The organism is Enterococcus sp. DIV1368f (genome assembly GCF_051712245.1).
GTDB classification, from domain to species: domain Bacteria; phylum Bacillota; class Bacilli; order Lactobacillales; family Enterococcaceae; genus Enterococcus; species Enterococcus faecalis.
In genome coordinates this window covers 1,677,181-1,702,763 of record NZ_JBIOON010000001.1, presented here as the reverse complement: position 1 = coordinate 1,702,763, position 25,583 = coordinate 1,677,181, and the positions used below count along the sequence as shown (strand labels likewise).

25 protein-coding genes and 1 pseudogene are annotated in these 25,583 nt (G+C 36.1%); 18 read left to right on the top strand and 8 right to left on the bottom strand.

Annotated features, from left to right (window positions below; all coding sequences use genetic code 11):
• The first annotated feature begins 101 nt into the window (after window positions 1-101).
• Both clpX and yihA read left to right on the top strand, forming a co-directional pair.
• Window positions 102-1,355: an ATP-dependent Clp protease ATP-binding subunit ClpX gene (gene clpX, locus IGL07_RS08450; protein WP_002357154.1), complete on the top strand. Its 1,254-nt coding sequence runs from the start codon at window positions 102-104 to the stop codon at window positions 1,353-1,355.
• A 97-nt stretch (window positions 1,356-1,452) separates the two neighbouring features.
• A complete protein-coding gene (gene yihA, locus IGL07_RS08445; protein WP_002357155.1) occupies window positions 1,453-2,034 on the top strand; it encodes a ribosome biogenesis GTP-binding protein YihA/YsxC in 582 nt (193 codons plus the stop codon).
• A gap of 16 nt (window positions 2,035-2,050) precedes the next feature.
• Here yihA and IGL07_RS08440 read toward each other — a convergent pair whose 3' ends face one another.
• On the bottom strand, window positions 2,051-2,203 hold the full coding sequence (locus IGL07_RS08440) for an SPJ_0845 family protein (RefSeq protein ID WP_002362024.1): 153 nt from the start codon (window positions 2,201-2,203) through the stop codon (window positions 2,051-2,053).
• Between the two features lie 177 nt (window positions 2,204-2,380).
• On the opposite strand from IGL07_RS08440, the gene yidD reads away from it, so the two are divergent.
• A complete protein-coding gene (yidD, locus tag IGL07_RS08435) occupies window positions 2,381-2,683 on the top strand; it encodes a membrane protein insertion efficiency factor YidD (RefSeq protein ID WP_010817401.1) in 303 nt (100 codons plus the stop codon).
• A gap of 2 nt (window positions 2,684-2,685) precedes the next feature.
• Window positions 2,686-3,567, top strand: coding sequence for an ROK family protein (locus IGL07_RS08430; RefSeq protein WP_002360061.1), 882 nt, complete (start codon window positions 2,686-2,688; stop codon window positions 3,565-3,567).
• A 40-nt stretch (window positions 3,568-3,607) separates the two neighbouring features.
• On the opposite strand, the gene IGL07_RS08425 is transcribed toward IGL07_RS08430, so the two are convergent.
• Window positions 3,608-4,219, bottom strand: coding sequence for an FUSC family protein (locus tag IGL07_RS08425; RefSeq protein ID WP_002365791.1), 612 nt, complete (start codon window positions 4,217-4,219; stop codon window positions 3,608-3,610).
• A 102-nt stretch (window positions 4,220-4,321) separates the two neighbouring features.
• Between IGL07_RS08425 and IGL07_RS08420 the strand changes: the two genes are divergently transcribed.
• From IGL07_RS08420 to IGL07_RS08400, 5 genes are all read left to right on the top strand, one after another.
• Window positions 4,322-5,281, top strand: coding sequence for an aromatic acid exporter family protein (locus tag IGL07_RS08420; RefSeq protein ID WP_002360063.1), 960 nt, complete (start codon window positions 4,322-4,324; stop codon window positions 5,279-5,281).
• A gap of 117 nt (window positions 5,282-5,398) precedes the next feature.
• On the top strand, window positions 5,399-6,352 hold the full coding sequence (locus tag IGL07_RS08415; RefSeq protein WP_002360064.1) for a hypothetical protein: 954 nt from the start codon (window positions 5,399-5,401) through the stop codon (window positions 6,350-6,352).
• Window positions 6,353-6,506: 154 nt separating this feature from the next.
• The gene (murC, locus tag IGL07_RS08410; RefSeq protein WP_002357163.1) at window positions 6,507-7,844 is read left to right on the top strand and encodes a UDP-N-acetylmuramate--L-alanine ligase; all 1,338 of its coding nucleotides are present in this window, start codon (window positions 6,507-6,509) and stop codon (window positions 7,842-7,844) included.
• A gap of 197 nt (window positions 7,845-8,041) precedes the next feature.
• Window positions 8,042-8,527: a MaoC/PaaZ C-terminal domain-containing protein gene (locus tag IGL07_RS08405; RefSeq protein ID WP_002357164.1), complete on the top strand. Its 486-nt coding sequence runs from the start codon at window positions 8,042-8,044 to the stop codon at window positions 8,525-8,527.
• Window positions 8,520-9,206: a Bax inhibitor-1/YccA family protein gene (locus IGL07_RS08400; protein WP_002357165.1), complete on the top strand. Its 687-nt coding sequence runs from the start codon at window positions 8,520-8,522 to the stop codon at window positions 9,204-9,206. Before IGL07_RS08405 ends, IGL07_RS08400 begins: the two co-directional genes overlap by 8 nt.
• A 45-nt stretch (window positions 9,207-9,251) precedes the next feature.
• Here the strand turns inward: IGL07_RS08400 and IGL07_RS08395 are convergent, their stop codons facing one another.
• The 3 genes from IGL07_RS08395 to IGL07_RS08385 form a co-directional block, all read right to left on the bottom strand.
• Window positions 9,252-11,054: a glycerophosphoryl diester phosphodiesterase membrane domain-containing protein gene (locus IGL07_RS08395; RefSeq protein WP_002377127.1), complete on the bottom strand. Its 1,803-nt coding sequence runs from the start codon at window positions 11,052-11,054 to the stop codon at window positions 9,252-9,254.
• A 100-nt stretch (window positions 11,055-11,154) separates the two neighbouring features.
• Window positions 11,155-11,763: a TVP38/TMEM64 family protein gene (locus IGL07_RS08390; protein ID WP_002383106.1), complete on the bottom strand. Its 609-nt coding sequence runs from the start codon at window positions 11,761-11,763 to the stop codon at window positions 11,155-11,157.
• 221 nt (window positions 11,764-11,984) lie between these two features.
• Window positions 11,985-12,359, bottom strand: a complete 375-nt coding sequence (locus IGL07_RS08385) for a VOC family protein (RefSeq protein WP_002381774.1) — start codon at window positions 12,357-12,359, stop codon at window positions 11,985-11,987.
• A 197-nt stretch (window positions 12,360-12,556) separates the two neighbouring features.
• Here IGL07_RS08385 and IGL07_RS08380 point away from each other — a divergent pair, with 197 nt between their 5' ends.
• The 4 genes from IGL07_RS08380 to rplS all read left to right on the top strand — a co-directional run bounded on the left by IGL07_RS08380 (window position 12,557) and on the right by rplS (window position 15,771).
• Complete coding sequence (locus IGL07_RS08380) at window positions 12,557-13,918, top strand: Nramp family divalent metal transporter (protein WP_002360069.1); 1,362 nt, start codon at window positions 12,557-12,559, stop codon at window positions 13,916-13,918.
• A 107-nt stretch (window positions 13,919-14,025) separates the two neighbouring features.
• Window positions 14,026-14,550 (top strand): ribosome maturation factor RimM, encoded by a 525-nt coding sequence (rimM, locus tag IGL07_RS08375; protein WP_002360070.1) that lies wholly within the window; start codon window positions 14,026-14,028, stop codon window positions 14,548-14,550.
• Complete coding sequence (gene trmD / locus IGL07_RS08370) at window positions 14,540-15,280, top strand: tRNA (guanosine(37)-N1)-methyltransferase TrmD (RefSeq protein WP_195526145.1); 741 nt, start codon at window positions 14,540-14,542, stop codon at window positions 15,278-15,280. Before rimM ends, trmD begins: the two co-directional genes overlap by 11 nt.
• Before the next feature lie 143 nt (window positions 15,281-15,423).
• Window positions 15,424-15,771: a 50S ribosomal protein L19 gene (gene rplS, locus IGL07_RS08365; RefSeq protein ID WP_002357176.1), complete on the top strand. Its 348-nt coding sequence runs from the start codon at window positions 15,424-15,426 to the stop codon at window positions 15,769-15,771.
• 121 nt (window positions 15,772-15,892) lie between these two features.
• Here rplS and IGL07_RS08360 read toward each other — a convergent pair whose 3' ends face one another.
• A complete protein-coding gene (locus tag IGL07_RS08360) occupies window positions 15,893-16,798 on the bottom strand; it encodes a polysaccharide deacetylase family protein (protein ID WP_010817400.1) in 906 nt (301 codons plus the stop codon).
• Between the two features lie 217 nt (window positions 16,799-17,015).
• Between IGL07_RS08360 and yqeK the strand changes: the two genes are divergently transcribed.
• Together yqeK and IGL07_RS08350 are read left to right on the top strand one after the other, a co-directional pair.
• A complete protein-coding gene (yqeK, locus tag IGL07_RS08355) occupies window positions 17,016-17,588 on the top strand; it encodes a bis(5'-nucleosyl)-tetraphosphatase (symmetrical) YqeK (protein WP_025189552.1) in 573 nt (190 codons plus the stop codon).
• Window positions 17,504-18,051: pseudogene (locus IGL07_RS08350) on the top strand (ATP-dependent sacrificial sulfur transferase LarE); the annotation flags it as partial. The gene yqeK and the pseudogene IGL07_RS08350, both read left to right, overlap by 85 nt.
• A 184-nt stretch (window positions 18,052-18,235) precedes the next feature.
• Here the strand turns inward: IGL07_RS08350 and IGL07_RS08345 are convergent.
• Both IGL07_RS08345 and IGL07_RS08340 read right to left on the bottom strand, forming a co-directional pair.
• Window positions 18,236-20,158 (bottom strand): FUSC family protein, encoded by a 1,923-nt coding sequence (locus tag IGL07_RS08345; RefSeq protein ID WP_438747290.1) that lies wholly within the window; start codon window positions 20,156-20,158, stop codon window positions 18,236-18,238.
• Window positions 20,159-20,266: 108 nt separating this feature from the next.
• On the bottom strand, window positions 20,267-21,724 hold the full coding sequence (locus IGL07_RS08340; RefSeq protein ID WP_002397404.1) for a helix-turn-helix domain-containing protein: 1,458 nt from the start codon (window positions 21,722-21,724) through the stop codon (window positions 20,267-20,269).
• Window positions 21,725-21,951: 227 nt separating this feature from the next.
• Between IGL07_RS08340 and IGL07_RS08335 the strand changes: the two genes are divergently transcribed.
• Genes IGL07_RS08335 through IGL07_RS08325 form a run of 3 tightly spaced genes read left to right on the top strand, consistent with a single transcriptional unit; the run spans window position 21,952 to window position 25,488 of the window.
• On the top strand, window positions 21,952-24,609 hold the full coding sequence (locus tag IGL07_RS08335; RefSeq protein WP_010817396.1) for a bacterial Ig-like domain-containing protein: 2,658 nt from the start codon (window positions 21,952-21,954) through the stop codon (window positions 24,607-24,609).
• A complete protein-coding gene (locus IGL07_RS08330; protein WP_025189551.1) occupies window positions 24,585-24,944 on the top strand; it encodes a hypothetical protein in 360 nt (119 codons plus the stop codon). The genes IGL07_RS08335 and IGL07_RS08330 overlap by 25 nt, the downstream gene beginning before the upstream one ends.
• Entirely contained in the window at window positions 24,937-25,488 is a 552-nt protein-coding gene (locus IGL07_RS08325) for a hypothetical protein (RefSeq protein WP_002357217.1), read from the top strand. Before IGL07_RS08330 ends, IGL07_RS08325 begins: the two co-directional genes overlap by 8 nt.
• Window positions 25,489-25,583 lie beyond the last annotated feature (95 nt).

Sequence of the window (25,583 nt, the reverse complement as noted above, 5' to 3'; positions counted from 1 at the left end):
AAACTTTCTATCTGAGATGTTCGCATTTTAAAGTGGTTTGTGCTATTATGATGAGAGACTGTGATGACAGTCATTTTTTGATTTTTAGAGGGGTGACGAACATGTACGACAATACGGATAATAACGGGACCGTTCGTTGTTCATTTTGTGGGAAAACACAAGAAGAAGTAAAAAAAATTGTTGCTGGTCCGGGTGTCTATATTTGTAATGAATGTATTGATCTATGTAAAGAGATTATTGATGAAGAATTTTATGATGAAGCAGTCCGAGAATTAACGGATGTGCCAAAACCCCAAGAAATTTTAAATGTTTTAAATGAATATGTTATTGGACAAGAACGTGCAAAACGCACACTTTCTGTTGCTGTTTACAATCACTATAAACGTGTGAATCAATCAGAAACAGCTGCAACTCAAGATGACGTTGAATTGCAAAAAAGTAACATTTGTTTAATTGGACCAACAGGTTCAGGTAAAACTTTCTTGGCTCAAACGTTAGCAAAAACATTAAATGTACCTTTTGCAATCGCTGATGCGACCAGTTTAACAGAAGCAGGTTATGTAGGGGAAGATGTTGAAAATATCCTTTTAAAATTACTACAATCTGCTGACTATAATGTTGAACGTGCGGAAAAGGGCATTATCTATATTGATGAGATTGATAAAATTGCCCGTAAGAGTGAAAATGTTTCGATTACTCGAGATGTTTCAGGTGAAGGTGTTCAACAAGCCTTGCTAAAAATTCTTGAAGGAACAGTTGCAAGTGTACCACCACAAGGGGGCCGCAAACATCCACATCAAGAATTTATCCAAATTGACACAACGAATGTTCTCTTCATCGTTGGTGGAGCATTTGATGGAATTGAAACCATTGTTAAAAACCGCTTAGGCGAAAAAACTATTGGTTTTGGTAAAACCAATTCTGCTTTAAATGAAGAAGAAAGCATCATGCAGCATATTATTCCAGAAGATTTATTGAAATTTGGTTTAATTCCAGAATTTATTGGACGCTTACCTGTAATGGCTGCGCTTGATAAATTAACGAATGATGATTTGGTTCGGATTTTAACAGAACCGAAGAATGCCTTGGTGAAACAATATCAAAAATTATTGTCTCTTGATGACACTAAATTAGAATTTGAACCAGAAGCATTAAAAGCCATCGCAGCCAAAGCCATTGAACGTAATACTGGCGCACGCGGACTTCGTTCAATCATTGAAGAAATTATGATGGACGTAATGTTTGATGTTCCTTCAGATGAAAGTATTGAAAAAGTTATCATTACTAAAATGGCAGCTGAAGGTACCGGTAAACCAACAATTATTTATAACAAAAAAGATAAAGAAGCTGTATAAGATTGAAGCTGAAAACAGCTCTTTCGGCGGATCTCCGAAAGAGCTGTTTTTGTTAAGCTTTTGAATGAAAGACTGAATAGAAGAACGGAGGAAAACAATGAACGTACATAATGCAGAAATCGTGATTAGTGCGGTATCCCCTAAACAATATCCTGAATCTCAATTACCGGAGATTGCTTTAGCTGGACGTTCGAACGTTGGGAAATCATCTTTTATTAATACCTTGATTAATCGTAAAAATTTAGCAAGAACTTCAGGCAAACCTGGTAAAACGCAAACGCTAAACTTTTATTTAATTGAGGACGCCTTACACTTTGTGGATGTTCCTGGCTATGGTTATGCCAAAGTTTCTAAAACAGAACGTGCGAAGTGGGGAAAAATGATTGAAACGTATATCACGCAACGTGAGCAATTACGTGCAGTCGTTTCTTTAATTGATTTACGTCATCCGCCGACCCAAGATGATATCCAAATGTATGAATTTTTGAAATACTATGATTTGCCAGTTATTATTGTGGCAACTAAGGCAGACAAAATTCCGCGGGGCAAATGGAACAAACACGAGAGTGTCATCAAAAAAGCCTTGAATTTTGATAAACAAGATGACTTTATTATTTTCTCTTCTGAAACAAAAGAAGGAAAAGAAGCAGCTTGGACAGCAATTGAAAAGTTTCTATAGAAAAAAACAAGCAAAATTATTCTTTTGCTTGTTTTTTTGCTTCTTCTTTTTTTGCTTCTTGTCGTTGTTTTGCTAGTTCTTCAAGAGGTACTTCTTTCTTTAATGGATCAACGGCGAAAGAATCGAAGAGTTTATCTAAGTCATTGGAACGTTCAAATTTTAATCCCATTTACTAAGCCTCCATTCCTTTTTTTATAGTGTAGCACGTTTTTTTTCATTTGGATAGCAACAGAAATGTAAGAATTCGTAATAGGTGCACCTGGTGTAATTTCTCGTAACTAAGACTTGCCAAACATGAAAAAACAAGCTATTCTTTAGTAAGAATTAGTTAGAAAGAAGGCACTTTATGAAAAATCCGTTAATCGGCGGTGTTCGTTTTTATCAACGATTTATTTCTCCAGGATTGCCTGCACGTTGTCGCTATTACCCAACGTGTTCACAATATATGATTGATGCAATTCATACACATGGAAGTATCAAAGGAACAACGATGGGAGTAGCACGGATTTTACGATGTCATCCTTTTGTTAAAGGCGGCATTGACTATGTTCCGTTGAAATTTCGCTTGACGAAAAATCCTGATGAGACCTATCATGGACCGTATACGTATCGAAGAAATAAGAAAACAGAAGTAGAAAAGGATGGATAAATATGGCAATTTTAGCATTTGATCTTGGCGGTTCTTCCGTGAAATACGGCGTTTGGACAGGCAAAGAATTAACAAATCAAGGGAGCTTTCCAACACCTGGCTCTTGGGAAGAAATGAAAGCGCATTTATATTCGGTTTATGCAGACAAAAGAAATGAGTCGATTAGTGGTGTTGCTTTTAGTTCACCTGGAGTAGTTGACGAAAAAAGTCAACAGATTTTAGGGATTTCCGCCATTCCATATATTCATCATTTTAACATTTATGAAGAATTAGAAGCGTTGTTTGGCTTACCAGTGACTATCGAAAATGATGCGAATTGTGCTGGTTTAGCTGAGATATATGAGGGCGCGGCGAAAGGAAAAAAAGAAGTGCTTTTTGTCGTTATTGGGACAGGAATTGGCGGAGCGATTTTTCGCAATGGTGAATTGTACAAAGGCGCTCATTTATATGGAGGCGAGTTTGGACTGAACTTTTTAAGTAATGGCCAAACATTCAGTGAAATTGGCACAGCTGTCAAAATGGCTCAGCGCTATTGTGAACGAATTGGAGTCGAAAAACAGGCGGTGACAGGAGAAGAAGTTTTTGAACTGGCCCAACGAGGGGATGAGATTGCTCGCGAAGAAGTCAATAATTTTTATGATTATTTAACACAAGGGTTATTCGGCTTACAGTTTTCTTATGATCCTGAAATGATTGTACTCGGAGGCGGTGTTTCTGCTAAAGAAGGCTTATTAGCAGAGATTAATCGCCGGATGCTAACGCATTTACAAACCTTTGAATTAAAAGATTTTGTTCCAGAAATCGTGACCTGCCATTATCAAAATGATGCCAACTTGATTGGCGCAGCCGCCAACTTTCAAGCAAAAACGAATTGGGAACTATAAAGAAACAGCCGATTGTTATTCTCTTCAATCGGCTGTTTCTTTATTTATTTGCCTTGTCGTCAGTGTTTTCTTCTGCGGCAATCCGCGCTTGAACTTGTTGGCGTAAAGCTTCTAGTTCTTTTTCTTTCTTTTCTAATTCAGCTAAATCTTCAGAAATTTCATGGGCTTCTTCTGCTGGCTTAGGTTGTAAAAAGACGTTTAAACCAATCGCTATAAAGGTCCCAATGAATGTATCCAACACACGTTCCATTGCATATTGAAAGGAATCGCTTTGCGGAATACTTAAAGAAATCATTAAAAGTGTCGCAGTTGCAGAAATGATTCCAGCATTGTTATTAATCCCATCAGAAACAACGATGACGATAATGACTAAAAGTGGTAGTAGCAGTAATTCTACTAAGTGTTGATTAGGAAAATAATCTTGTGCTAATACATAAAGCAAAGCTAAAAAGCCACCCAATGTGTTTCCAATAATGCGCGATTTTCCAAAAGACAAACTGGTATTTAAATCTTGTCTTAGCGAAAAAACAGCTGCTAAACAGGCAATCATAGGTGAGCCACGATGGAAAAATTGAAATAAAAGAATACACAGCATGACAGCAATTGCTGTTTTTAACGTTCGCATGCCTAAACGAAATCGACCCACTATCATAAATATTCGCTCCTAAATAACTTTTCTCTTTAATGATAACCGAAATAGAGGTAAAATTACTAGAGAAAAGTGAAGAATTATTATTTTTTAAGGGGAGTATGCATGAAAATTGGTTTACGAACAGTCAAGACAGCCATTAGCGCTGCATTAGCAATGATTATTGCAGAAAAACTGGGATTACTTTATGCCCCTTCGGCAGGGATTATTTCAGTTTTAAGTGTTACTAGCACGAAAAAAACATCTGTCATGACAGGAATTTATCGTTTGTTATCCTTAGCTTTAGCAACTATTTTAGCGTATATTTGTTTTACTTTTTTAGGTTTTACAGCGATTGCTTTTGGTATTTTTTTGTTATTATTTATTCCAGCAGCTGTGTATTTTCAATTATCTGATGGGATTGTTGTGAGTTCCGTTTTGGTAACTCATTATTTAGTCGAAAAAAATCTTTCTTGGGCGATTATTGGAAATGAGTTTTTATTAATGAGTATTGGTGTGGGACTAGCGTTATTAGCTAATTCTTATATGCCTGATACAGAAAAACGTTTAAGAGAAGACCAAGAAGTCATTGAAACAATGTTTCGTAAAATTTTAAGGGAAATGGCGCTACATTTAAACAACGCTGCAGGAGAGCGAAATTTGGTCATGCATTGTGCAGATTTAAAAACCTTTATTCGCACAGGCGAGACGTGGGCCAAAAATCATGCCGAGAATCAATTGCTGTCTACCAATACGTACTATTTAGAGTACTTTGCGATGAGAAAAATGCAAAGTAATATTCTAAAAAACATGTTGGAATTATTAGAAGATATTACTGTTGATGCGCAACAAGTTCGCTATATTCAACAATTATTGGAATATACGGCAGAAACATTTGCAGAGAATAATGATGGACAAGAAATTATGAATCGAATTAAGACCGTTTATGAAACCTATCGCACAAAACCATTGCCGCAAACAAGAAGTGAATTTGAAAATCGGGCGCGACTCTTTCAGTTTTTACAATTGTTTCAGTCATTCATTCAAGTCAAAGCGGACTTTGCCAAATTACAACTAGATAAATAAACAAAAAAGAAACCTTTTTAAACGGAGGTTTCTTTTTTTGTTCTCTTAAAAATTCAGGCAAGTTCTTTAGTATTCATTGAGAATGTGTTAAACTAATGAGAAAGAAAAATAAAAGGAATGACCGCAATGGATAATGCTCAAGTGAAGAGAAAACATTTCCGTTTTCCAGCGTATGATGATGAACAGGGCGTAAAATTACCAACAGATAATGAACGTAACTTATTTCAAGATGATCTGATTGGTAAAGCAATGTCTGGTAGCAGAAGAACTGCAACATCTGCCGAAGATACTAGACAAAGCACACCATCCGTCCAACAACCAACAACGAATCAATCAACTACAAATAAACAAACACAACAATTAACAGCAGCACAACAAGAGCAATTAGCACGTCATCGTTCTAATTTGCCAGACTACACAAAACATGCTAGTAAAGCAACGAAAAATAAACAAGCAACGAAAAAAAATAATAGCCTTTTTGGGACGCCAAAAGGAAATGGCTGGACACAAACGTATAAAAAAAAAGAAGTCGTAGCGAAACCAAGTAGACCTGCCGCATCACCATTAGTGCAGAAAACGACACCTTCTTATTTTGTTCCTAAATATATCCCGGCTTCTGTGATTCCTGAGGAACAGGAACCTAGTTTTACTGAAGAAGAGTTGCTAAAAGCAATGAAAAAAGATCGGCGTTCATATGTCATTCTTGATGATGAACCAACGGCTTTTCAAGTGAAAGATACGGAAGAAGATCCAACGGTGCGGAAGTTTAATATTCCAACCTCAGAACCTGAGATTCCTTTAACTAGACGACAATATCAACAAATCAAACCAGACTTAGAACGTTTTGGCGAAGATGCGTTGGATTTACGTTCGCGTTCCCGTTTGAATGCCGCAAAGAAAAATGCTAAAAGTCAAACGGCTTATGGGAAAAAATTAGCTAAAGCGAATGCTCAAGTGGAGCCGGAAGCACCTGTGACAGAAGAGAAGAAAAAGGGCATCTTGGATAAACCATTAAGTGGGATGCTAGAAGATTCAAGTTCTGTATTAGAAAACAGTAAATATTTTAGTTAAGAGATGAAACTTGCATGTGGAATTGAAACATGTAAGTTTTTTATTCTGTTTTAATAGTTGATTATTTTTTTGTTTTATACGATAATGAATCTCGTATGATTGAAATTTTTTTAAAAAAGGTATGTTTTATATAGTGACAGAGAAGAGGATTATAATGGGAAATCAAGAGAACAAATTATACCATTTTGTCGGAATTAAAGGTTCTGGCATGAGCTCATTAGCGTTGGTTTTACACCAAAAAGGCTACAACGTTCAAGGATCAGACGTAGAAGAGTATTTCTTTACACAACGGGATCTTGAAAAATCAGGTGTCCCTATTTTACCATTTAATGCAGATAATATTGATAAAGACATGATTGTTATTGCTGGAAATGCTTTTCCAGATACCCATGAGGAAATCGCCCGCGCCATCGAATTAGGTGCAGAAGTAATTCGTTACCACGATTTCATTGCTCGTTTTATCGAACCGTACACAAGCATTGCTGTAACAGGGTCACATGGGAAAACAAGTACGACTGGTTTGCTAGCACATGTATTAAGTGGTATCAATCCAACTAGTTATTTAATAGGGGATGGCACTGGCCACGGCGAACCAGATGCTGATTTCTTTGCATTTGAAGCGTGTGAGTATCGTCGTCATTTCTTGGCTTATTCACCAGATTATGCGATTATGACGAATATCGATTTTGATCATCCAGATTACTACAAGAGCATTGAAGACGTTTTTTCAGCGTTCCAAACAATGGCCCATCAAGTCAAAAAAGGAATTTTTGCTTATGGTGATGATAAGTATCTTCGTCAGTTAGAATCAGAAGTGCCAGTTTATTATTATGGCGTCAGCGAAGAGGATGATATCCAAGCACGAAATATTCAACGAACAACGGAAGGCTCATCTTTTGATGTTTATCACAAGGATGATTTTGTAGGTCATTTTGTCTTACCAGCATTTGGCCATCACAATATCATGAATGCGCTAGGTGTGATTGCTGTGGCTTATTTTGAAAAACTTGATATGCAAAAAGTCGCAGAAGAAATGCTAAGTTTTAAAGGTGTGAAACGTCGTTTTAGCGAGAAAAAAGTCAGTGACATGATTATTGTTGATGATTATGCGCACCATCCAGCTGAAATTAAAGCAACGATTGATGGCGCTCGTCAAAAATATCCTGATAAAGAAATTATTGCTGTCTTCCAGCCACATACATTTACACGAACAATTGCCTTAATGGATGAATTTGCTGAAGCACTGGATTTAGCAGATGAAGTATTCTTATGTAATATTTTTGGCTCTGCGCGTGAAACACAAGGCGAGGTACGCATTGAAGATTTAGGTGAAAAAATTCAAAAAGGTGGACAAGTAATTACCGAAGATAATGTGTCACCTTTACTAGATTTTGAAAATGCAGTGGTTGTCTTTATGGGCGCTGGCGACGTTCAGAAATTTGAACAAGCCTACGAAACATTACTAAGTAACACAACTAGAAACGTTTTATAAGAGAACATAAATAAAATCGGGACAGGGGTATCTGGCTTCAAAAAATAAGAAGCTGCTCCTGTTCCGTTGTTTGTTTTTAAAATCTAGCATGGTAGATAAGTTGGTTTTGTTTAAACATCCTTTAAAGACTACTTTTTAGCTTGCCTTTTAAGTACATTTTGGTACAATTATCTTATCAATAACGGAGGTGTACTAATTTGAATATCGGAAAACCGAGAAAATTAGGCAAAACCATCGAAGATATCGAAGAGGGAGATTCGTTGTCCTTGACAGAGTCAATTGAAGACAAGGACTTATTACTTTACTTGGGCTTGACCAATGATGCGAATCCTTTATATATCCAACATGATTATGCCCAAAAAACAGAATATGAAAAACCAATCGTACCATCAATTATGTTGATGGGAATTATCACTAGTGCGATTTCCAAACATTTACCAGGACCAGGTTCACATGTTGTGAATTTCTCTGTGAACTTTGTGGAACCCGTTTTTCATTACGAAACATTGACTTTCCAATTAGAAGTAATCAAAGTCGACAAAATGAAAGATGTGATTACCATTTCAGTTGAGGCTGTTAATGAGCAAGAAAATCGCGTGTTAGATGCAGTGGTGATGGTTCAACCACCCCAAGTGACGATTGATGAACTAACAGAGAAAGAAGGGACTTTAACTTATGAATAATCAAGAGTATATCCAAACTGGCACAGGTTTGAATAAATTTTATGCCAAAATTTACGGATTTTTAGCGTTAGGAATTGGTATTAGCGCAATTATGGCTTATGCAATGACAACTGTCTTTTTACCTGTTCTAGCTACTTTATTCCAATCAAGCTTAGCTTTTTGGATGATTTGGCTTGTTGAAATTGGCTTAGTTTTATATCTAGGCGCAAAAGCACAGAAGAATCCAACCATTGCGATTGCAGGATTTGTTGCGTATGCATTATTAAATGGTGTCACTTTATCCGTGACGTTATTAATGTATACTGGTGGAACAGTGGCCGGCGCATTTTTAAGTGCAGCAGCTACCTTTGGCGCGATGTCATTAGTAGGTGTCTTTACGAAGAAAGACCTATCAGCAGTTGGTCATGCCGCTTATAGTGCCTTAATTGGAATCATCATTGCGATGTTGCTAAATATGTTCCTTTTACACAGTAATGCTGTAGAATTCTTTATTTCCATTTTAATGGTCCTAATTTTCTCAGGAATTACTGCTTATGATAACCAACGTATTCGCCAAGTCTATGCGCAAACAGGTGATCAAGCAGGTACTGGGATGGCCGTTTTCTTCGCATTACAATTATACCTTGACTTCATCAACCTATTCTTAGCTTTCTTAAGAATTTTTGGTAAAAACAACTAACATGAACGTAAAAGAGCCAATCTGCTCAGCAGATTGGCTCTTTTTTTAACCCATTCCAATAGCGAAATTCAACAGTTTATCGGAGTATGTTGGATTTTCTAAATCAGTTTTCATTGTTTCATTCAGTAGACTGAGCTGATCGGTAATGATGCCATCGACGCCATAAAAAATCATTCGCGTCATAACATCTTCATCATTTGCTGTCCAAGCATAAACCTTTTTCCCATCATGATGAGCGGCATTTACAAAGTTACGATTCATTGTACTGTATTCCATAGTAAAAAAGTCAACTGGCATTTTAGGCGGTCCCACAATGTTGAAAGGAATAACGTAGCCTACATAAAAGCGTGGTTCTTCTTTCTTTAAGGCCATCGCCGTATCATAGGTTAAGGTATGAAGGATATGACCGTTTTCTAAAATATTTTCACGGTATTGTTTGACAAAGCGCTGCACTAAATCAGGGCTATCCTGAGGCGTGGTTTTGATTTCAATTAATAAACGTTGTTTTAATTGATTGGCTTTGGCTAAATAATCATCAAAAGAAACCATTTTAGCAGTTTGACCATTTTCTGTGACATTCATGTTCGTTAATTCTTTAAGTGTTAATTGATTTGGTCGTTTATTAACACCCGTTAACGCCCGTAAATTAAAATCGTGCATGACAATAAATTGATGGTCTTTGGTTTCTTGAATATCCATTTCAACATAATCAGGTTTTGCCTTATTGGTCTCGATTAAAGAGTCTAAGGTGTTTTGAACGCCATTGTTACCATTGACACCACGATGGGAGATGGTAACCGGTTTTCGGTCAGGTGTATGACTTAGGTAATTCGTATTATAGGTGCCTACACCAATTCCGAAGATGATTGCAATCAAACAAAAAAGAACGACTCTGAAGGTGGTCCATTCTACCCGAACCTCTGATTTCGGGGTGAACCATTCTGGCGTGTCAGGCAAAATCCCTTCATCCTCCATATCATCAACAATAATGTAAAAAATAGCAACACTAGACAACACCAAGTTTAAGAGCATCATAACCTGAAGGAGCGTCATAGCGATGACAGCGCTAGGTAAAGACCACTCAGGTTTAAACGTTTCAACGGCGGTTTGACCTAAAAATATCAAGAAATAGCCAGCCGTAAAAATCCCTAAAACAGTTCCTCCAATGATAATAAATTGCCCTAAAATCTGGAAAAAGCGCCGCTTTGTAATTTGCCAACTACGTTTTAAAGACTCACGAAAACCAACATCACGTAAAATCAACTCTGGAAGGGCAAAAGCAAGTCGAATCGCTAAATATAAGATAATCAGTTCTAACAATACGAAACCAATAATAATAATGACGCGATTTGCAAAAATAAAATCTAAGATAAAGGCTGGAATCTTAACTCTTGTTAATAAATAAGAGCGGAAGGTTAACCCACTTAATGGTAAAATCAAAAAGAAATATGCCAGGAAAAACAGAAAGGTAATTCCTCGAACTTTTTTGATCTGAAGCAAGGTGCCGTGCAATAATTGCGTTAGAGTAATTGCTTGCTTTTTCTTAATAAAATAGACACTAAGCAATAAAAAGGTAAATTCAAAAAAGAGTGCCAATAAAATTAACAGCCCAATTAGTAGAAAAGTCAAAAGGACATAGGGATGTTGCGTAGCAATTGCCCCTAAGTTATCGTAGGAAATATAATCAATCCCACCTTCTTTGAGTACCAATTTGGACAAACTTGTCAATAAAGGCAATAGAACGAATAACATAAATCCGTGCATCAAGAGCACATCGCGAAAATACGCCGTTGTCCCTTTAAGAAAATCTAGCGTATTCACAATACTATTTTTAAAATAACTAAACATCAAAAGTCCCCCAGTTTCTACCAAAATTCCATAATAAAAGGACTAAATCAAACTGACACAGGCAGAGTTTTGATTTAGTCCGTTCGCTTTTTTATTTATTTTACATTCCCAGTAAGCTAGTTAAAAATGTTCCGCCATAAATTAACGCAAGACTATATAAATAGATAGAAGCAGGTTTTGCTAATAGAATAATCAGAGTAAATTTTTTCACAGACATTTTTGTTAAACCGGCCATTAAACAAAGCGCATCATCCGGTGCAATCGGGAAGAAAATTGCTAAAGCAAACAATCGTTCAAAACGTTTTTCATTGTCTAACCAACCGATATACTTGTTATATGTTTTATCACTGACAAGGCTCATAATGAATGGTTTCCCATAATTACGGCCTAATAAGAAAATGATAATAGAGCCAAGTGCAATACCAACGTAATTATAGACGAAGCCCATTGTTGGCCCGAAAATCAAGACCCCTGCAGCACAGCTAACACCACCAGGAATAATCGGAATAACCACTTGAATAATCTGAATTAACATGAAAATAATCGGACCGAGAATGACAGATTGCCCTACTAGTCCTCTTAGTGCATTGATGTCCTTGAAGACACCTAATCGGATAAAATAGATGGTTGCAATTATGGTTGCAACAATGCCCAAAATGGAAATAATATTAACAATTTTTCTAGATAGGGTAACACTCACATTTCTCATCTCCTTTAGTTATACTCATCGTACTTTTAGTATATAACTTTTTATCAATAAAAAACATCGTTTGTTCTTTCTGCAAACGAACAAAGTTGTAAGATACGCATCATTTGATAAGTTTATTATACAAAAAAAGAGACAGAAAAGACATCCTACTTAAGACCCATTCTGCACTGATCTTTCGAAAGAGAGTTAAAGAAACGAAAGTGGCGCATCTTTTAGGAATATTATAGAGGGGCAAAGAGTGAAATTAAATTTGCATCCACGTCTTTAATGATTGCGTATCGTTGGCCCCAAGGTGCATTCCAAGGTTCTTTAAAAACAATGTAACCAGCTTGGCTCATTTTTTTCACGGTGTTATCAACTTCTGCGGCCGTTTCACAAAGAAAAGCAAGTTCGATTTTATCGCCTTGCTGACTAGGCGCAAACCCATAGACACCAGTAATCATTTGTAGTGAATTTAAAGAAATCCTGACGCCATTGTTTTGTAATTCTGTGTAATCAGGCGAAGCTTCTCCCAGCACGTTAAAACCTAGCGTTTGGTAAAAAGAGAGTGCTTGTGTCATATCGTTGACGATAATACCGACCATATCTAACTTCATCCTCATAACCTCCGATCTATGATAAAATAAGTGTAAGGGATTTTTTGGTAAAAACCAAACGATTTATAGCGAAAGTGCTTAAAAAAATTAGAATGTAACAGTTTACAACGAAGAATAAGAAGACTATAATTATGTTAACTAGTTTTAGGTGTACCTAAAAGTGAAATGTGTGAACAAGATAGATTGAGGGATGTTGGATGAAAGAAAAGAAAACGGAAAAAATGCTTAATTATGCAAATGGACCTAGTTTAGAAGAGATAAATAATACCGTTGAGGTACCTAAAAACGCAAGCTTTTGGCGAACTTTGCTAGCCTATAGCGGACCTGGCGCTTTAGTGGCTGTTGGTTATATGGATCCAGGAAATTGGATTACGTCAATTGCTGGCGGAGCGGAATATAAGTACACGTTACTTAGTGTGATTTTGCTTTCTAGTTTAGTTGCCATGTTACTACAAAGTATGGCTGCGCGCTTAGGAATCGTGACAGGAATGGATTTAGCCCAAGCGACTAGAGAGCATACAAGTAAACGAACGGGCGTTGCCTTGTGGGTGGTGACGGAGTTAGCCATAATGGCAACAGATATCGCTGAGGTAATTGGTGGTGCCGTTGCTTTACAATTATTATTTGGTTTTCCATTATTAATTGGTGTGTTGATAACAACGTTTGATGTTTTATTACTTTTGCTACTGACAAAGTTAGGCTTTCGCAAAATCGAAGCAATTGTTTCTTGTTTAATTGCAGTCATCTTTTTTGTTTTTGCTTATGAAGTGGCATTAGCAGATCCAAATGTTGGTGAAGTATTACGAGGTTTTATTCCAGACACAAAAATAGCGACAGATAAATCCATGTTATTTTTAGCCTTGGGAATCGTTGGAGCGACAGTCATGCCTCATAACTTATATTTGCATTCTTCCATTGCGCAAGCTCGGAAATTTGATCGTAACGATGATGCTGAGAAAGCCAAAGCAATTCGTTTCACTACTTGGGATTCAAATATTCAATTAACTGTCGCTTTCGTCGTAAATTGTTTGCTGCTAATCCTAGGGGGAGCATTATTTTATGGAACCAACAGTGAATTAGGTAAATTTGTTGATTTATTTGATGCTCTGAAAAATCCAGATATTGTTGGTAATATTGCTAGCCCAGTGTTAAGTATTCTTTTTGCAATTGCTTTACTGGCTTCGGGTCAAAATTCAACGATTACAGGTACGCTGTCAGGACAAATTGTAATGGAAGGCTTTATCCATTTAAAAATGCCGTTGTGGGCACGACGAGTGTTAACTCGTTTGTTAGCAATTGTGCCAGTCATTATCTGTGTCATTATTTATGGCGGTAGCGAAACGGCTGTTGAAGACTTGTTACTTTATACGCAAGTTTTCCTAAGTATTGCTTTGCCAGTGTCGATTATTCCTTTAACGATGTATACAAGTGATAAAAAATTAATGGGCCAATTTGCGAATCCAGCGTGGGTGAAATTTTTAGCTTGGATTATTGCTATTGCCTTGACGTTATTGAATTTATTTTTAATTTATGGCACATTAACTGGTTTAACGAATTAATAAAAACAAAGGCTAACTGGAAAAGTTGGCCTTTGTTTTTTCATAGAATTTGCGCGTAAGAAATGGTAGAATAGGAAAGATGAAATACAAGGAAGAGAGGCTTTCACGTGACAGATTATTTAAATGTAGGAAAAATTGTGAACACACAAGGAATCAAAGGGGAAGTTCGGGTCATTTCGAAAACGGATTTTCCAGAAGAACGTTATCAAAAAGGGGCAACGTTACTGTTATTTCAAGAGAAAAAAGCACCAATTGAATTGGTCGTGAAGTCCCACCGCAAGCATAAGAATTTTGACATTTTAAGCTTTGAAGGACATCCAAATATCAATGATGTTGAAAAATATCGTGACGGTATTTTAAAAGTTGCAAAAGACAATCTCGCTGAATTGGCAGAGGACGAATTTTATTATCACCAAATCATTGGTGCTACTGTTTACGATGAAACCGGTAGTGAACTGGGAAAAATTAAAGAAATTTTATCTCCTGGTGCGAATGATGTGTGGGTCGTCCAACGACCAAAGAAAAAAGATTTACTTTTACCGTATATTGAAGGCGTTGTTACAAAAGTCGATGTCGAAAATCAACGGATTGATGTGGACATTCCAGAAGGATTGATTGACGATGAGAATTGATGTATTAACTCTTTTTCCTAGAATGTTTAAAGGACCAATGGGGGAATCAATTATTGGGAAAGCTCGGGAAAAGCAGTTATTAGAATTGAATGTCTCTAATTTTCGCGATTTTTCAGATAACAAACACCAAACGGTCGATGATTATCCGTATGGCGGTGGCGCGGGGATGCTTTTAAAAGTACAACCGATCTATGATAACCTAAAAGCAATTGAAGAAGAGACAAACCAGCAACCAAAACGGGTCATCTTATTAGATCCGGCAGGAAAACCGTTTAATCAAAAAATGGCCGAGGAATTTTCACAAGAAGAACATTTAGTTTTTATTTGTGGACATTATGAAGGCTATGATGAGCGAATTCGCACGATGGTCACAGATGAAGTTTCATTAGGGGATTACGTTTTAACAGGGGGCGAATTAGGCGCAATGGTCATGATTGATGCGACAGTCCGTTTATTACCTGATGTCTTAGGTAACAATCTTTCTGCACAAACGGATTCACATTCCACTGGCCTATTAGAACATCCACAATATACTAGACCTGCTATTTTCAACGATATGGAAGTCCCTGCCGTGCTAACGAATGGTAACCATAAATTAATTGCAGAATGGCAACTAAAAGAATCATTACGACGGACCTTTTTGCGTCGACCTGACATGTTGGAATCAGTAGAAATGACGCCTGAAATGTTGAAGTTATTAGAGGAAATTAAACAAGAAGAGCAAAAATAAGGGAACTTTCAAGAAAATTCTCTTTACAGCTTATTTTGTCTGTGGTAAACTAATTTGGTGAGTGCAATGCGCTCTAACTATTACAATATTCCGCTGTGGCAGAAGTGACCATAAGAATATTTGGGAATAAGGAGAAGGATAAAATGAATCCATTAATTCAAGAATTAACACAAGAACAATTACGTACGGATATTCCTGCGTTCCGCCCTGGTGACACTGTTCGCGTTCATGCGAAAGTAGTCGAAGGTACTCGTGAACGTATCCAGTTATTCGAAGGTGTTGTAATTAAACGCCGTGGTGCTGGAATCAGCGAAACTTACACAGTACGTAAAGTTTCAAATGGTGTTGGTGTGGAACGTACATTCCCATTACACACACCACGTGTTGCTCAAATTGAAGTGGTTCGCTACGGTAAAGTACGTCGTGCAAAACTTTACTACTTACGCGCATTACACGGAAAAGCAGCTCGTATCAAAGAAATCCGTCGTTAATCTTTACTATTCGACAAACGAACACCCTCTTGCTGAGCAAGAGGGTGTTTTTGTGTGTAATTAAGTAGAAAATCAACATTGACTAAGACCAGAAATGCTTCCTTTAGTGTTCCGAGTTGCTTTAATATAACACGCCAAATTGATAACCATTTGCTTGATAAAACTCTATTAATTGTGGCAATGCTTGTTTTGTTAATTCCTTATCTACTGAATCATGCATTAAGACTACTCTAATATTATAATCCGGATAAACCTCAAGTGAATGTTGATGGAAAGCGAGCATTTCTGCGACTGTAGTAGGCTGTCTGTCTAACGGCTCCGCATCCCCAACCATCGCATTCCAGTCAATCCAATGGATGCCAAGTTGTTTGAATAATTCATCAGATTTTTCTGTACCTCCCCATGACATATGACCTCCTGGGTATCGCCAGAGAGTTGTTTGAAATGTTTCGCCCAATATCTTTTTAAGAGAGTTCTCCATGGTTGCTATTTCCGCTTGTATTTCTTCAGTGTTGACAATCCCGTTTGGATATAACGTTGCATAATCATGAGTTGAACTATGAAAACCTATTGAATGCCCTTCTGCAACTTCACGTTTCACTATGTTTTGATTTTCGGAAGTTAGGGTATTTCCTACAAGAAAAAAAGTTGCGTGGACGTTATACTTTTTTAATGCATCTAGGACTTGTGGTGTTATTTGATTATTAACGCCATCATCAAAAGTCAAGAAGACTAATTTTTCATCTTTGTAAGGTTCTTCTCCAGTTATATATTTTCTGATTTTGTCTGCTGAGTAAGCATATTTTTTTGATGAAATAGTCATGTGTGTTGATTCCTTTTCTAACTTGGTCGGGGAATCTTTTTTTGCAGTTGAATTTTTAGTCAATGTCTGCACAGTATCATCATTTTTACTTGTTATCTTGGGTTGAGTTAAAAGGAACGTTTGAATGAAAACAAGAACAATGAGGATTAACGCACTAAATAATACATACCCGTTTATTTTGAATTTTCTTTTCTTATGTCGCATACTTTCACTCCTCTTTGGTTAATGAAAAAGTTAAAAAATACACCTCCACGTTATACAAAATTGAACGTCCTATTAGTTATAGACGAATTTGAGGACCAAAAAGTTTCAATTTTTTCAATTTAGTTAGTTGTTTATTTAATAAAAAATAAAAGGTTGCTAGAGGATGAAAGGAGTATACTTTATTTATCTAGAAGAGTAATCGGAATGAGAAAGGGCTGTGGAAAGGGATCATCAACAGGTGTTGAAAAATGAAATTAAACAATATTTAGTGAGTAAAAACTGTGAGAAGACGTATTATCATTGTATGGAAGTTGGAGAGTATGCCTATCAACTCGGTGAAAAATATTTAACTAGTCCAGAAAAAGTAAGTATTACAGGATATTTGCATGATATCTCTGCGGTTTATCCAAATAATCAGAGAATTAGTGTCGCACAAAAATATGGGATTGAATTAAACGAAGCAGAAATGGCCTTTCCAATGATAATTCATCAAAAAATTTCTAAGTCTATTGCGAAAATGGATTTTGGTATTGAAGACAATGAAATTTTATCAGCGATTGAATGCCATACAACATTGAAGAAAAACTATTCGGACATAGATTTAGTTTTGTTTGTCGCTGATAAAATAAAGTGGGATCAAGAAGGGAAGCCACCATATTTAGATGGTTTATTACAGGCTTTAAATTGTTCTTTAGAAAATGCCGCTGGTTCTACAGTAAAAAATTATTATATAAAACTATTCGTTCGGCTATTCAGAAAGAGGGATTTGATGTTCTGGCCGATGGGATGATTATGGATGATAATACTGACTTTCGTCCTGGATTAAGAGCAAGAGATCAAGAAGGGGTCATCAGTCCGTTACAACAAGTTAAATTATATAAAATTGAAATACGTCAACTTGCTAAAGACGCAGGTATTTCCAATTGGAGTAAAGTTGCCTCATGTAGCATTGCTTCAAGAATTCCTTATGGCATTAAGTTAACACGCTCAGCTATCGATCAAGTATTTGCTAGTGAAAAATATTTACGGGAAATAGGTTTTCCAATTGTCCGTGTCAGAGCACATCATGATTTAGCACGGATTGAAATTCCAGAAGACAAACTTTCTCTGTTATTAGAAAACAGAGAAAAAATTGCAGATTATCTTAAAAAACAAGGATTTAATTATGTAACTTTTGACTTAGAAGGATTTAAATCTGGCCGAATGAATGATATCCTCACAGAAACTGAAAAAAAGTTTTTTGTGAATGTTAGACAGATAAGTTTATAAAATTGAGACGGTGTAACGGAGTCAGGACAGGGGTATTCCGTTACAAAAACCAAGTTTTCTGCTCGATTAGGTCGGTTGTTTTCATTGATTACTCTGCCAGTAGTTTATCAACTTTTAAGCCTAGGAAAAATTCCCTTTGGATTTTTCCTAGGCTTTTTGTCTATTTAATCATTTGATATTTGCTAAAAAGAAATTAGCTGTAGAATTTTTTAAGATTACCAGTGATTGTTCAATTTGAGGAAAATAAATGGATTGTTTGGACTGGTTGATTAGTCGATTATTTTTGGGATTCGTGAGTGAAAGTATTTGCTGTGAATAGTTAAATAACTCAGTGTTTAGTGTGTCCGGCCTAACTGGCGTTAATTTTTTTAAGTAGTGTTGTGTTTTCATAAGTTCTAAAAGAAGCTCTTCCATAGCAGTTTGCATTTCCAACAGTTGATCATTTAGTTGTTTTTGTTGCATTAAGCTTTCAGCAGAGGCATCGTTACTATAAATAGGAGATTCAAGAACAATTTCTTGAATAGAATAGTTTACTCTACGTTGTACTCGATAAGCTAGTACCCAAGCATCACTTGGTAACGTGGTCTCTTCATTGATTAACGCTAGCAAAATAGAGCTGAGCGTTTTTGACCAACTATTGATATTTTTACGTAATACTTGACTATGCCATGTTGGGAAAATAAAAAACATAACAAAAGCAATCAGCGCACCAATAATTACATCAAAAACTCTTGTATAGCCTGCAGAACTACCACCTAATGTGAAAGTTAACCAAGTGGTCACACTTAGCATTAGAAATGCTTGACTTAATTTACGGACGGTTTCATACAATATAACTAGCAAACAAGACAATAGCATTGGCCATAAAGGATTTAGGTTTGTTAAGTTAGCAATTAATTGAGACAAAAAAATGCCTAAACAACCACCTAAAATAGAACCAATAGTTCTTGAAGTGATTTTACCGAGTGTACCATGATAACCTGGCATAACCATTAAACAACCAGAAATAACTACCCAGAATTCGTGATTAGCTAAAGGCAAAGGGTACATGTAATTAAGAATAAGCGAACAAAAATGACAAACTAAACCTGTTAAAGCTAAACGAATTGCAAATCTAGCAGAGCTGCCTTTGTAAGAATGAAGGATCTCTTTGGCTTCTGCAAGTCCTTCTTTTGTGGGTAAGAAAGATTTAAATGAGATTTTTTTAAAGGATTGTTCGTTTTGTATCAGAAGGATTGCTGATTTTATTTCGGTGTTTGCTGAAGCAAATTCTTGAAGAGGCAGGGTTAATTGTTCTCCTTTTAAAAAGAGTTGAATTGCTTTTAAAGCAGGAAGATTTTCAGCTGCATTGGTTGAATCTAACGAGCCTGCAATTGCATCTGCTTGTGAAACCAAGGGATAAATCCATGGTGTTTTTTGATGATTGACCCAGGGCATTGTTTCAACAGATTCGCGTACTTTTATTCTGAAATGGACATAGCGTGCGGGTTTTCCTTGTGCTAATAAATATAATTGTTCATATAAATCGGCTACTAATTTTCGTGCTTCATTATTTTGCGGCTTAGAATAAAGACAATAGAACAAACAAAGGATGGACATACCTAAAATTATTGCACCCAGACCTTCAAAAGTTTGACCAATAGACAAATTGCCTTTTAATTGCGCACCAGCTAGTAAAGAAATGGTCCCAAAGAGACATCGGATATACAGACCAATACTAAAGTTTCTCACAATCCCTGAAAAATACAAACCAAGGACGAATAATAAAATAATGAATATACTTGACGACTGTAAAAGTATCCCCAGACTGGCACCAATAAAAATCATTAAAATACCATCTATGGCACTTCTTTGTGGAGAGCCATGTCGTGGTAAGACACAAATTACAGTGCCCAAAAAGCTACCAACATTTACTAAAACAAAAGCGAAAGGAAAGACTATTGTTAGAACAGCACCAACAGCATTTGCAATAATGATACTAAGAACAAGGGCAAACAAGTTCTGTCTTGTATCAAAAGTTAGTATAGGGCGACTATACGCCCAAGACGATTCTAAGAAAACCTCAAAAAATTTTTTGATAGATAATTTCACAAAACATTCCTTCTTTAAAAATTTATTAGAAGCTAAAAAATTATTCCTCTGCTAGTATACACCTCTAAATTTTTTTTTCAAATTTGCTCTTTTTAAGAAAACTCACAATTATAGTCCAACATTAAGTTTAGCCATATATTTTTGTTGAATAAATTCTGTAAGCTCATGCCAACTTTCTTCATTTTCAATGGAATCTAAGTAGAAAATATCTTGATTAGAAGTAGCTTTTTCGAAGGAATCTGTGATGATGATATCCGCATTTGTGAAGTCTTCGGTAATAGAGATTGCGTTTGTATTATATAAGGAGGATAACCGTGTTTTAATAAAATAATTTGCATAAAAATCTTTGATAATTTGTAAATAGATTCTCACTTGTACTTTTTTTTCGGACACAGACAATGTGTAAAGCAGTTGACTGAGTAACTCTAAATGCGTTTCTTGGTGAACTAATTTTGCCACCGTTCCTTTTATTCGATTAAAGTATGCCACATCTGACGGAGTACAAATTTCTGGCTGCGGTAAATAAAGTGTTAAAAAAGTATAATAATTGCCCTCCGTTAAAAAGTACCAAGCATTAAAAATAGAAAGATAGTAAACGTATTGATAATCATGCTGATTTGTCAGTAAGTAGGCTACTTGCTTAAATAATTTTTTTGATAAGACACAATAAGGATGGTTAGATTCTATAAATAATTTTTCTATTTGTTTCGTTTGCTTTTCCGAAAAGATATAAGGGATAAAAATGCGAGATAAAAAATTAAAGTATAAAATTTCAGTTTTTCTTGTTTCGCATTGAATGTCAGCGAAGGAGTGTTCAAGAAAAAATAAAGTCACATGACTGTATTGATTGATCAGAATAAAAAAAGAATGCAGGTTTTTAGAGTGCGGCATCTTTAAGAAGTTTTGTGCACTTGTTCTAGTTTTAAATATCGCATATAAAATATAAAACGCTCTTTTCTTCATTCGGACATTTTTATAGGATCGTTCAAGAAGTTCATCGGGTAGACTTTTTTTTATTTCTTCAAGACTTATTTTAGAAAAAGGCCAAGCCAATTCTTGAAAGGAATCTTGTAGGAAAATGAAAGAAAACACTCGAATCGATAATTCATTGCCAGTTAATTGATAAATACCCTTAATACTAACGATTACTATATCAAAAATTTTAAAAAAGTTATTCAGTTGTTTCGTGATTTTTACCAGATAATGTTCAGAAATATATAAAACTTTAATTAATTCGTTTTTATCAATGGAAGAATGTGTGACCAATTGTACGCAATAATTAAATTGTACATTGTTTTTTAAAAGATTGAGTTTTAACGTGTAGGCGTATTCGACCGCGCTTTTTCGGTACGCTGGATTTACACAAACAATGCCATTATTGTTAGAGACAATAAAATGTTGGATTTGATAAGTATCCTCGAATTCTTGATTTATTTTTATCAGATTTTCCTTGACCGTTCTTTTTGAAATTTTTAAATTGGAAGAAATTTCATTTAATGACGTATGAGCTCGCTTGACTATATAAAATAAAATTTCTAGCTCATTCGTTAGGTAGGATGGAAACATGTTATGGACCTCCAAAAGTAAAATTTAGGTTCATTGTAGTCTACTTTCTTTAAATTTTTGTATTGATATGTTAACACAAGCGCAATAAGAAGCGGCCATCACAATTAATGTACAGCCTTATACATTAATTGTGTGTGGCAAAGCAATTTCAATGTTGATAAGCTAGCAGTAGTTAGAATAATTATTATTTAGTTTCTAATTCCAAAAAAGGTCAAGGTGAGTAAGCAATGAAAAAAATCAACGAACAATTAAAAATGAAAATGCCAACCTACAAAAGAAAAAAAAGCATTGCTTATTTCTTTTACTCTTGTCTACTATTGGTATCGATTTCTTGTTTTTTGAGCGTGCATTTTCAAGAATGCGAGGCAGCTTCGCTCTATCAAGCGGGAGGGATAGCCATTGATTTGAGAACTGATTTACCTTATGGAATGGAGATAAGCCATGACGGTGGTGGTCCTGATGGATCATTTGGAGGAAAATTACACGTAAAATTATACGGAACAGTGGACACTTCTCATACAGAAGCATTGAAGTTTCTTTCTTTTGGTACTGTAGGAATGCAATATGGACTGATGTTTCATTTGCCAGAAAATATAAGTGCAGATAATTTTAAAGCGGCTTATGACAAGGCTTTTGCGGATAATCCAGAAAATTTTTATTCAATTAGTGGACAAAAAAACACACAAATACCAATTGTTAACACAAAAGGAATGCGGACGTTTAACGGTTCTTCAGAAGATGGTTCACCGGGATGGGGTGATCCTGATCAAGATTATAGCGGAATTGATACTGAGCATCAGGTGATGTTTTGTGAACGGGGGGACACTATTAATTTTTCTTTTACTAAACTTTATGAAATTTGGCGACATGAACCTGACAAATCGGCCATAAAATTTGAACTTCATTTTGATTTAGATGTAGCTACTTTAATGAAGGATGGCGATTCAAAGGATTATTCCCTCAATAAAAATTTAACGAAACATCGCTTACCAGTATCAAATGTTTTGTCGGATGGCACTGAAAGTGATCAATTTTCGTTGTCGGCAGATTTTTTTGGTCGAACTTACGAATCAGATACAACGAATACGGTTAATCATAATTGGATATTGCTTAGTCCGGATATGTGGTTACGTGCGACAAGTTTAGCGGCAGCAGCAAATCATGATCCAAATAATTTGAATCATCAAATTATCACTGGAATCACCGGGAAAGTGGCTACTTGGTCTTCTTATATCTCGCCATGGGACAGCGGTGATAAAGACAATCCATTATCCAATTACAATACCCAAGATGCCTCTAAATATCCTGAAATACCTGAAAGCGAAACGATGTTACCAGGGGATTTTTTATCACCAAAGTTTACGATGAACCAAAGACAAGACAATCCGCTTAATTGGACAGATGGGTATGTTGCTCAACGGTTTGCGCGCGTAGTTAATTTTCATACTCACACAGTTGATCCTAAGGCCAATGTGAATGTCTCTTCACAACAACAAAACGGGTTAACGACTTATTTGTTTAGTGGCAAAGATGGTTGTGGGCGGCCGTTAGTCAATCCGCCAGGAACGGATTCTTCAGAGCCCACAGATAAAACATATATGCGCGTCACAACAGATCCATACCAAGTGCCAAGTTTAGAAAAGGCAGCTTTTGTTAAAGGTCAAACAACATTTCACCCGCAACAAAAGATACCAGTAGAACTAACCGTTAAGGCTCTGACAACTAGAAAAGTTCAGATTGAAGAAAAAATTTCAGGTGCTGCTCAAACTGATTTTCATAAAATTGGGGAGCAAGATTTAAAAAATTTACCAGTCACAGATGATTGTGTTAGTTTTAACTGTTTAGCAGATGCTTTACCAACTTCAGGAGATTACACATTAACGTTTAGAATTCTTGATGTTGATGATACATCTAAAAGCTACTCAAATGAGAAAAGTTTAGCTGTACACATTGATCAAGCGCAAATTAAAGTTAAATCTCAAGATACGATTTATCAATATACTCAATGGCAACCAGAAAGTGAAGTGACTAGCCTACAAACACCAGACGGTAAAAAAGGTGATTTTCGAGACGTAAGTGTCACTATATATAAAATGGACGGAGAGCAAAAGGTTCCAGTAGATACGGTGGATACAAAAGTGGTTGGTAAATATGAAATTGATTATATATACCTAGGATTAGAGGCGCAGACTACACTAGAAGTCATTCCCTCTTCAGCTCATATTGGTGCACATAACGGCAGCTTTTCTGTGGGAACGCCCTTCGATCCAAAGTGTCTTTTTGATAGTGCAACAGATAATGATGGGCAGTCTATTCCTTATAGCAAGATAACGATTCGCTATACGCCTGATCAGGTAAACGATGAAGTAGCGGGCATCTATAGAATTACTTATGATATCTCTAAAATAGTAGGTTTTAGTAAAAGTGTTACTGTTGATTGGACCTACTATTACTCTAATCGTCTAGACTTTTATCACTTATCTGAACAACTAATGCCTTTTGAGAACGTAAAATTTAATGGCCAAGATCAAACACAGACATTAAAAAGTTGTGAGATGAACATTGAAGATACGGGGGATCCTAATCGGACAACTGGCTGGCAGCTTGAAGTAGCCTATAATTTAAATGATCAGAAAACACAATCGTGGAAAGACGCAGGGCTTGATCTCACGCTAAATCCAAAGTCAGTCGATTATGTAACAACTGAGCAAAATATCATGGTTAACGATGAGCAACAATTAGTAGCTGGCGTAAGTAACCAATCTATCAAAAATAAAAAAGTTTTGACGAAATTACAATTATTGCCCACATTAACTATTTCAAAAGTCACACCTGCTGATAAATATGAAGCTCAGTTAATTTGGAACTTAGAAGCAACACCGTAAGGAAAGAGGGAATAGCTGTGAAATGGTTCATCTATGATTTATTGTTTGTTGCCTTTATTCTCGGTTTGCCAATTCAAGCACAAGCTGAAGACAAGACAACTGACGCACAAGCTGGCACAAAAGTCATGGTAATAGTGAAAGAGAGTGAGGATATTGTTCCGCATCCCAATGAGCTTATACCGCAGACTAACGATATGCCAACTTCACGAGGACAACCTAATTTTTTACCAAAAACAAACGAGATTACGTCTCAAGAGACGATTTTAGGAATCGTGGTACTCGGAAGTACATTAATCGTCGGACTTTATAAAGAAAAGAGGAAAAATAATGAATAAAAAAATAATTGGTTTAACTGTCACTTTAGGAACGGGGATCTTTTTAATTGGTCAACAAACTGTAAATGCGGCTGATAATACCAATACCACAGCGAATGTGTCGGTTTTAGGTGGCGGATTAACCATTACACCATTAGCACAAATTAACTTTGGGACGGTGACAAAAGACGGCCAAGATCATACGCAACCAGATCAAAGCAAGTCGCAACTTATCATTAATGATAATCGTGGGACAACGAATACAGGTTGGTATCTGACAGCGAATTTAGAAGATAAAGGAAAAGGTGTCACCGGCTTAGACGGAATGACACTTCATTTAGACACTAAAAAACCTGACGGATCTTCTGAAAAAGGTACCTTTACGGGCGTTGATTTAACCACAGATGCTTCAACCATTATTTCGCTAGATAAAAGTGATATCCGTTTATCAGACACTGTCACGACAGCCGATTTAAATGCAACGTTAAATATACCTAAAAGTATTGCTGCAAATACCTACTCTGGGACCATCGTCTGGAATGCCATCGATGGAGCACCCGCCTAAGAATTTAACATAAAACGATGTAAGAAAACGAGGCAGATAAATTGAAAAGAATTTTAAAGATACTTTTTATATTGACTATTCTCTGTTTAGGTGGA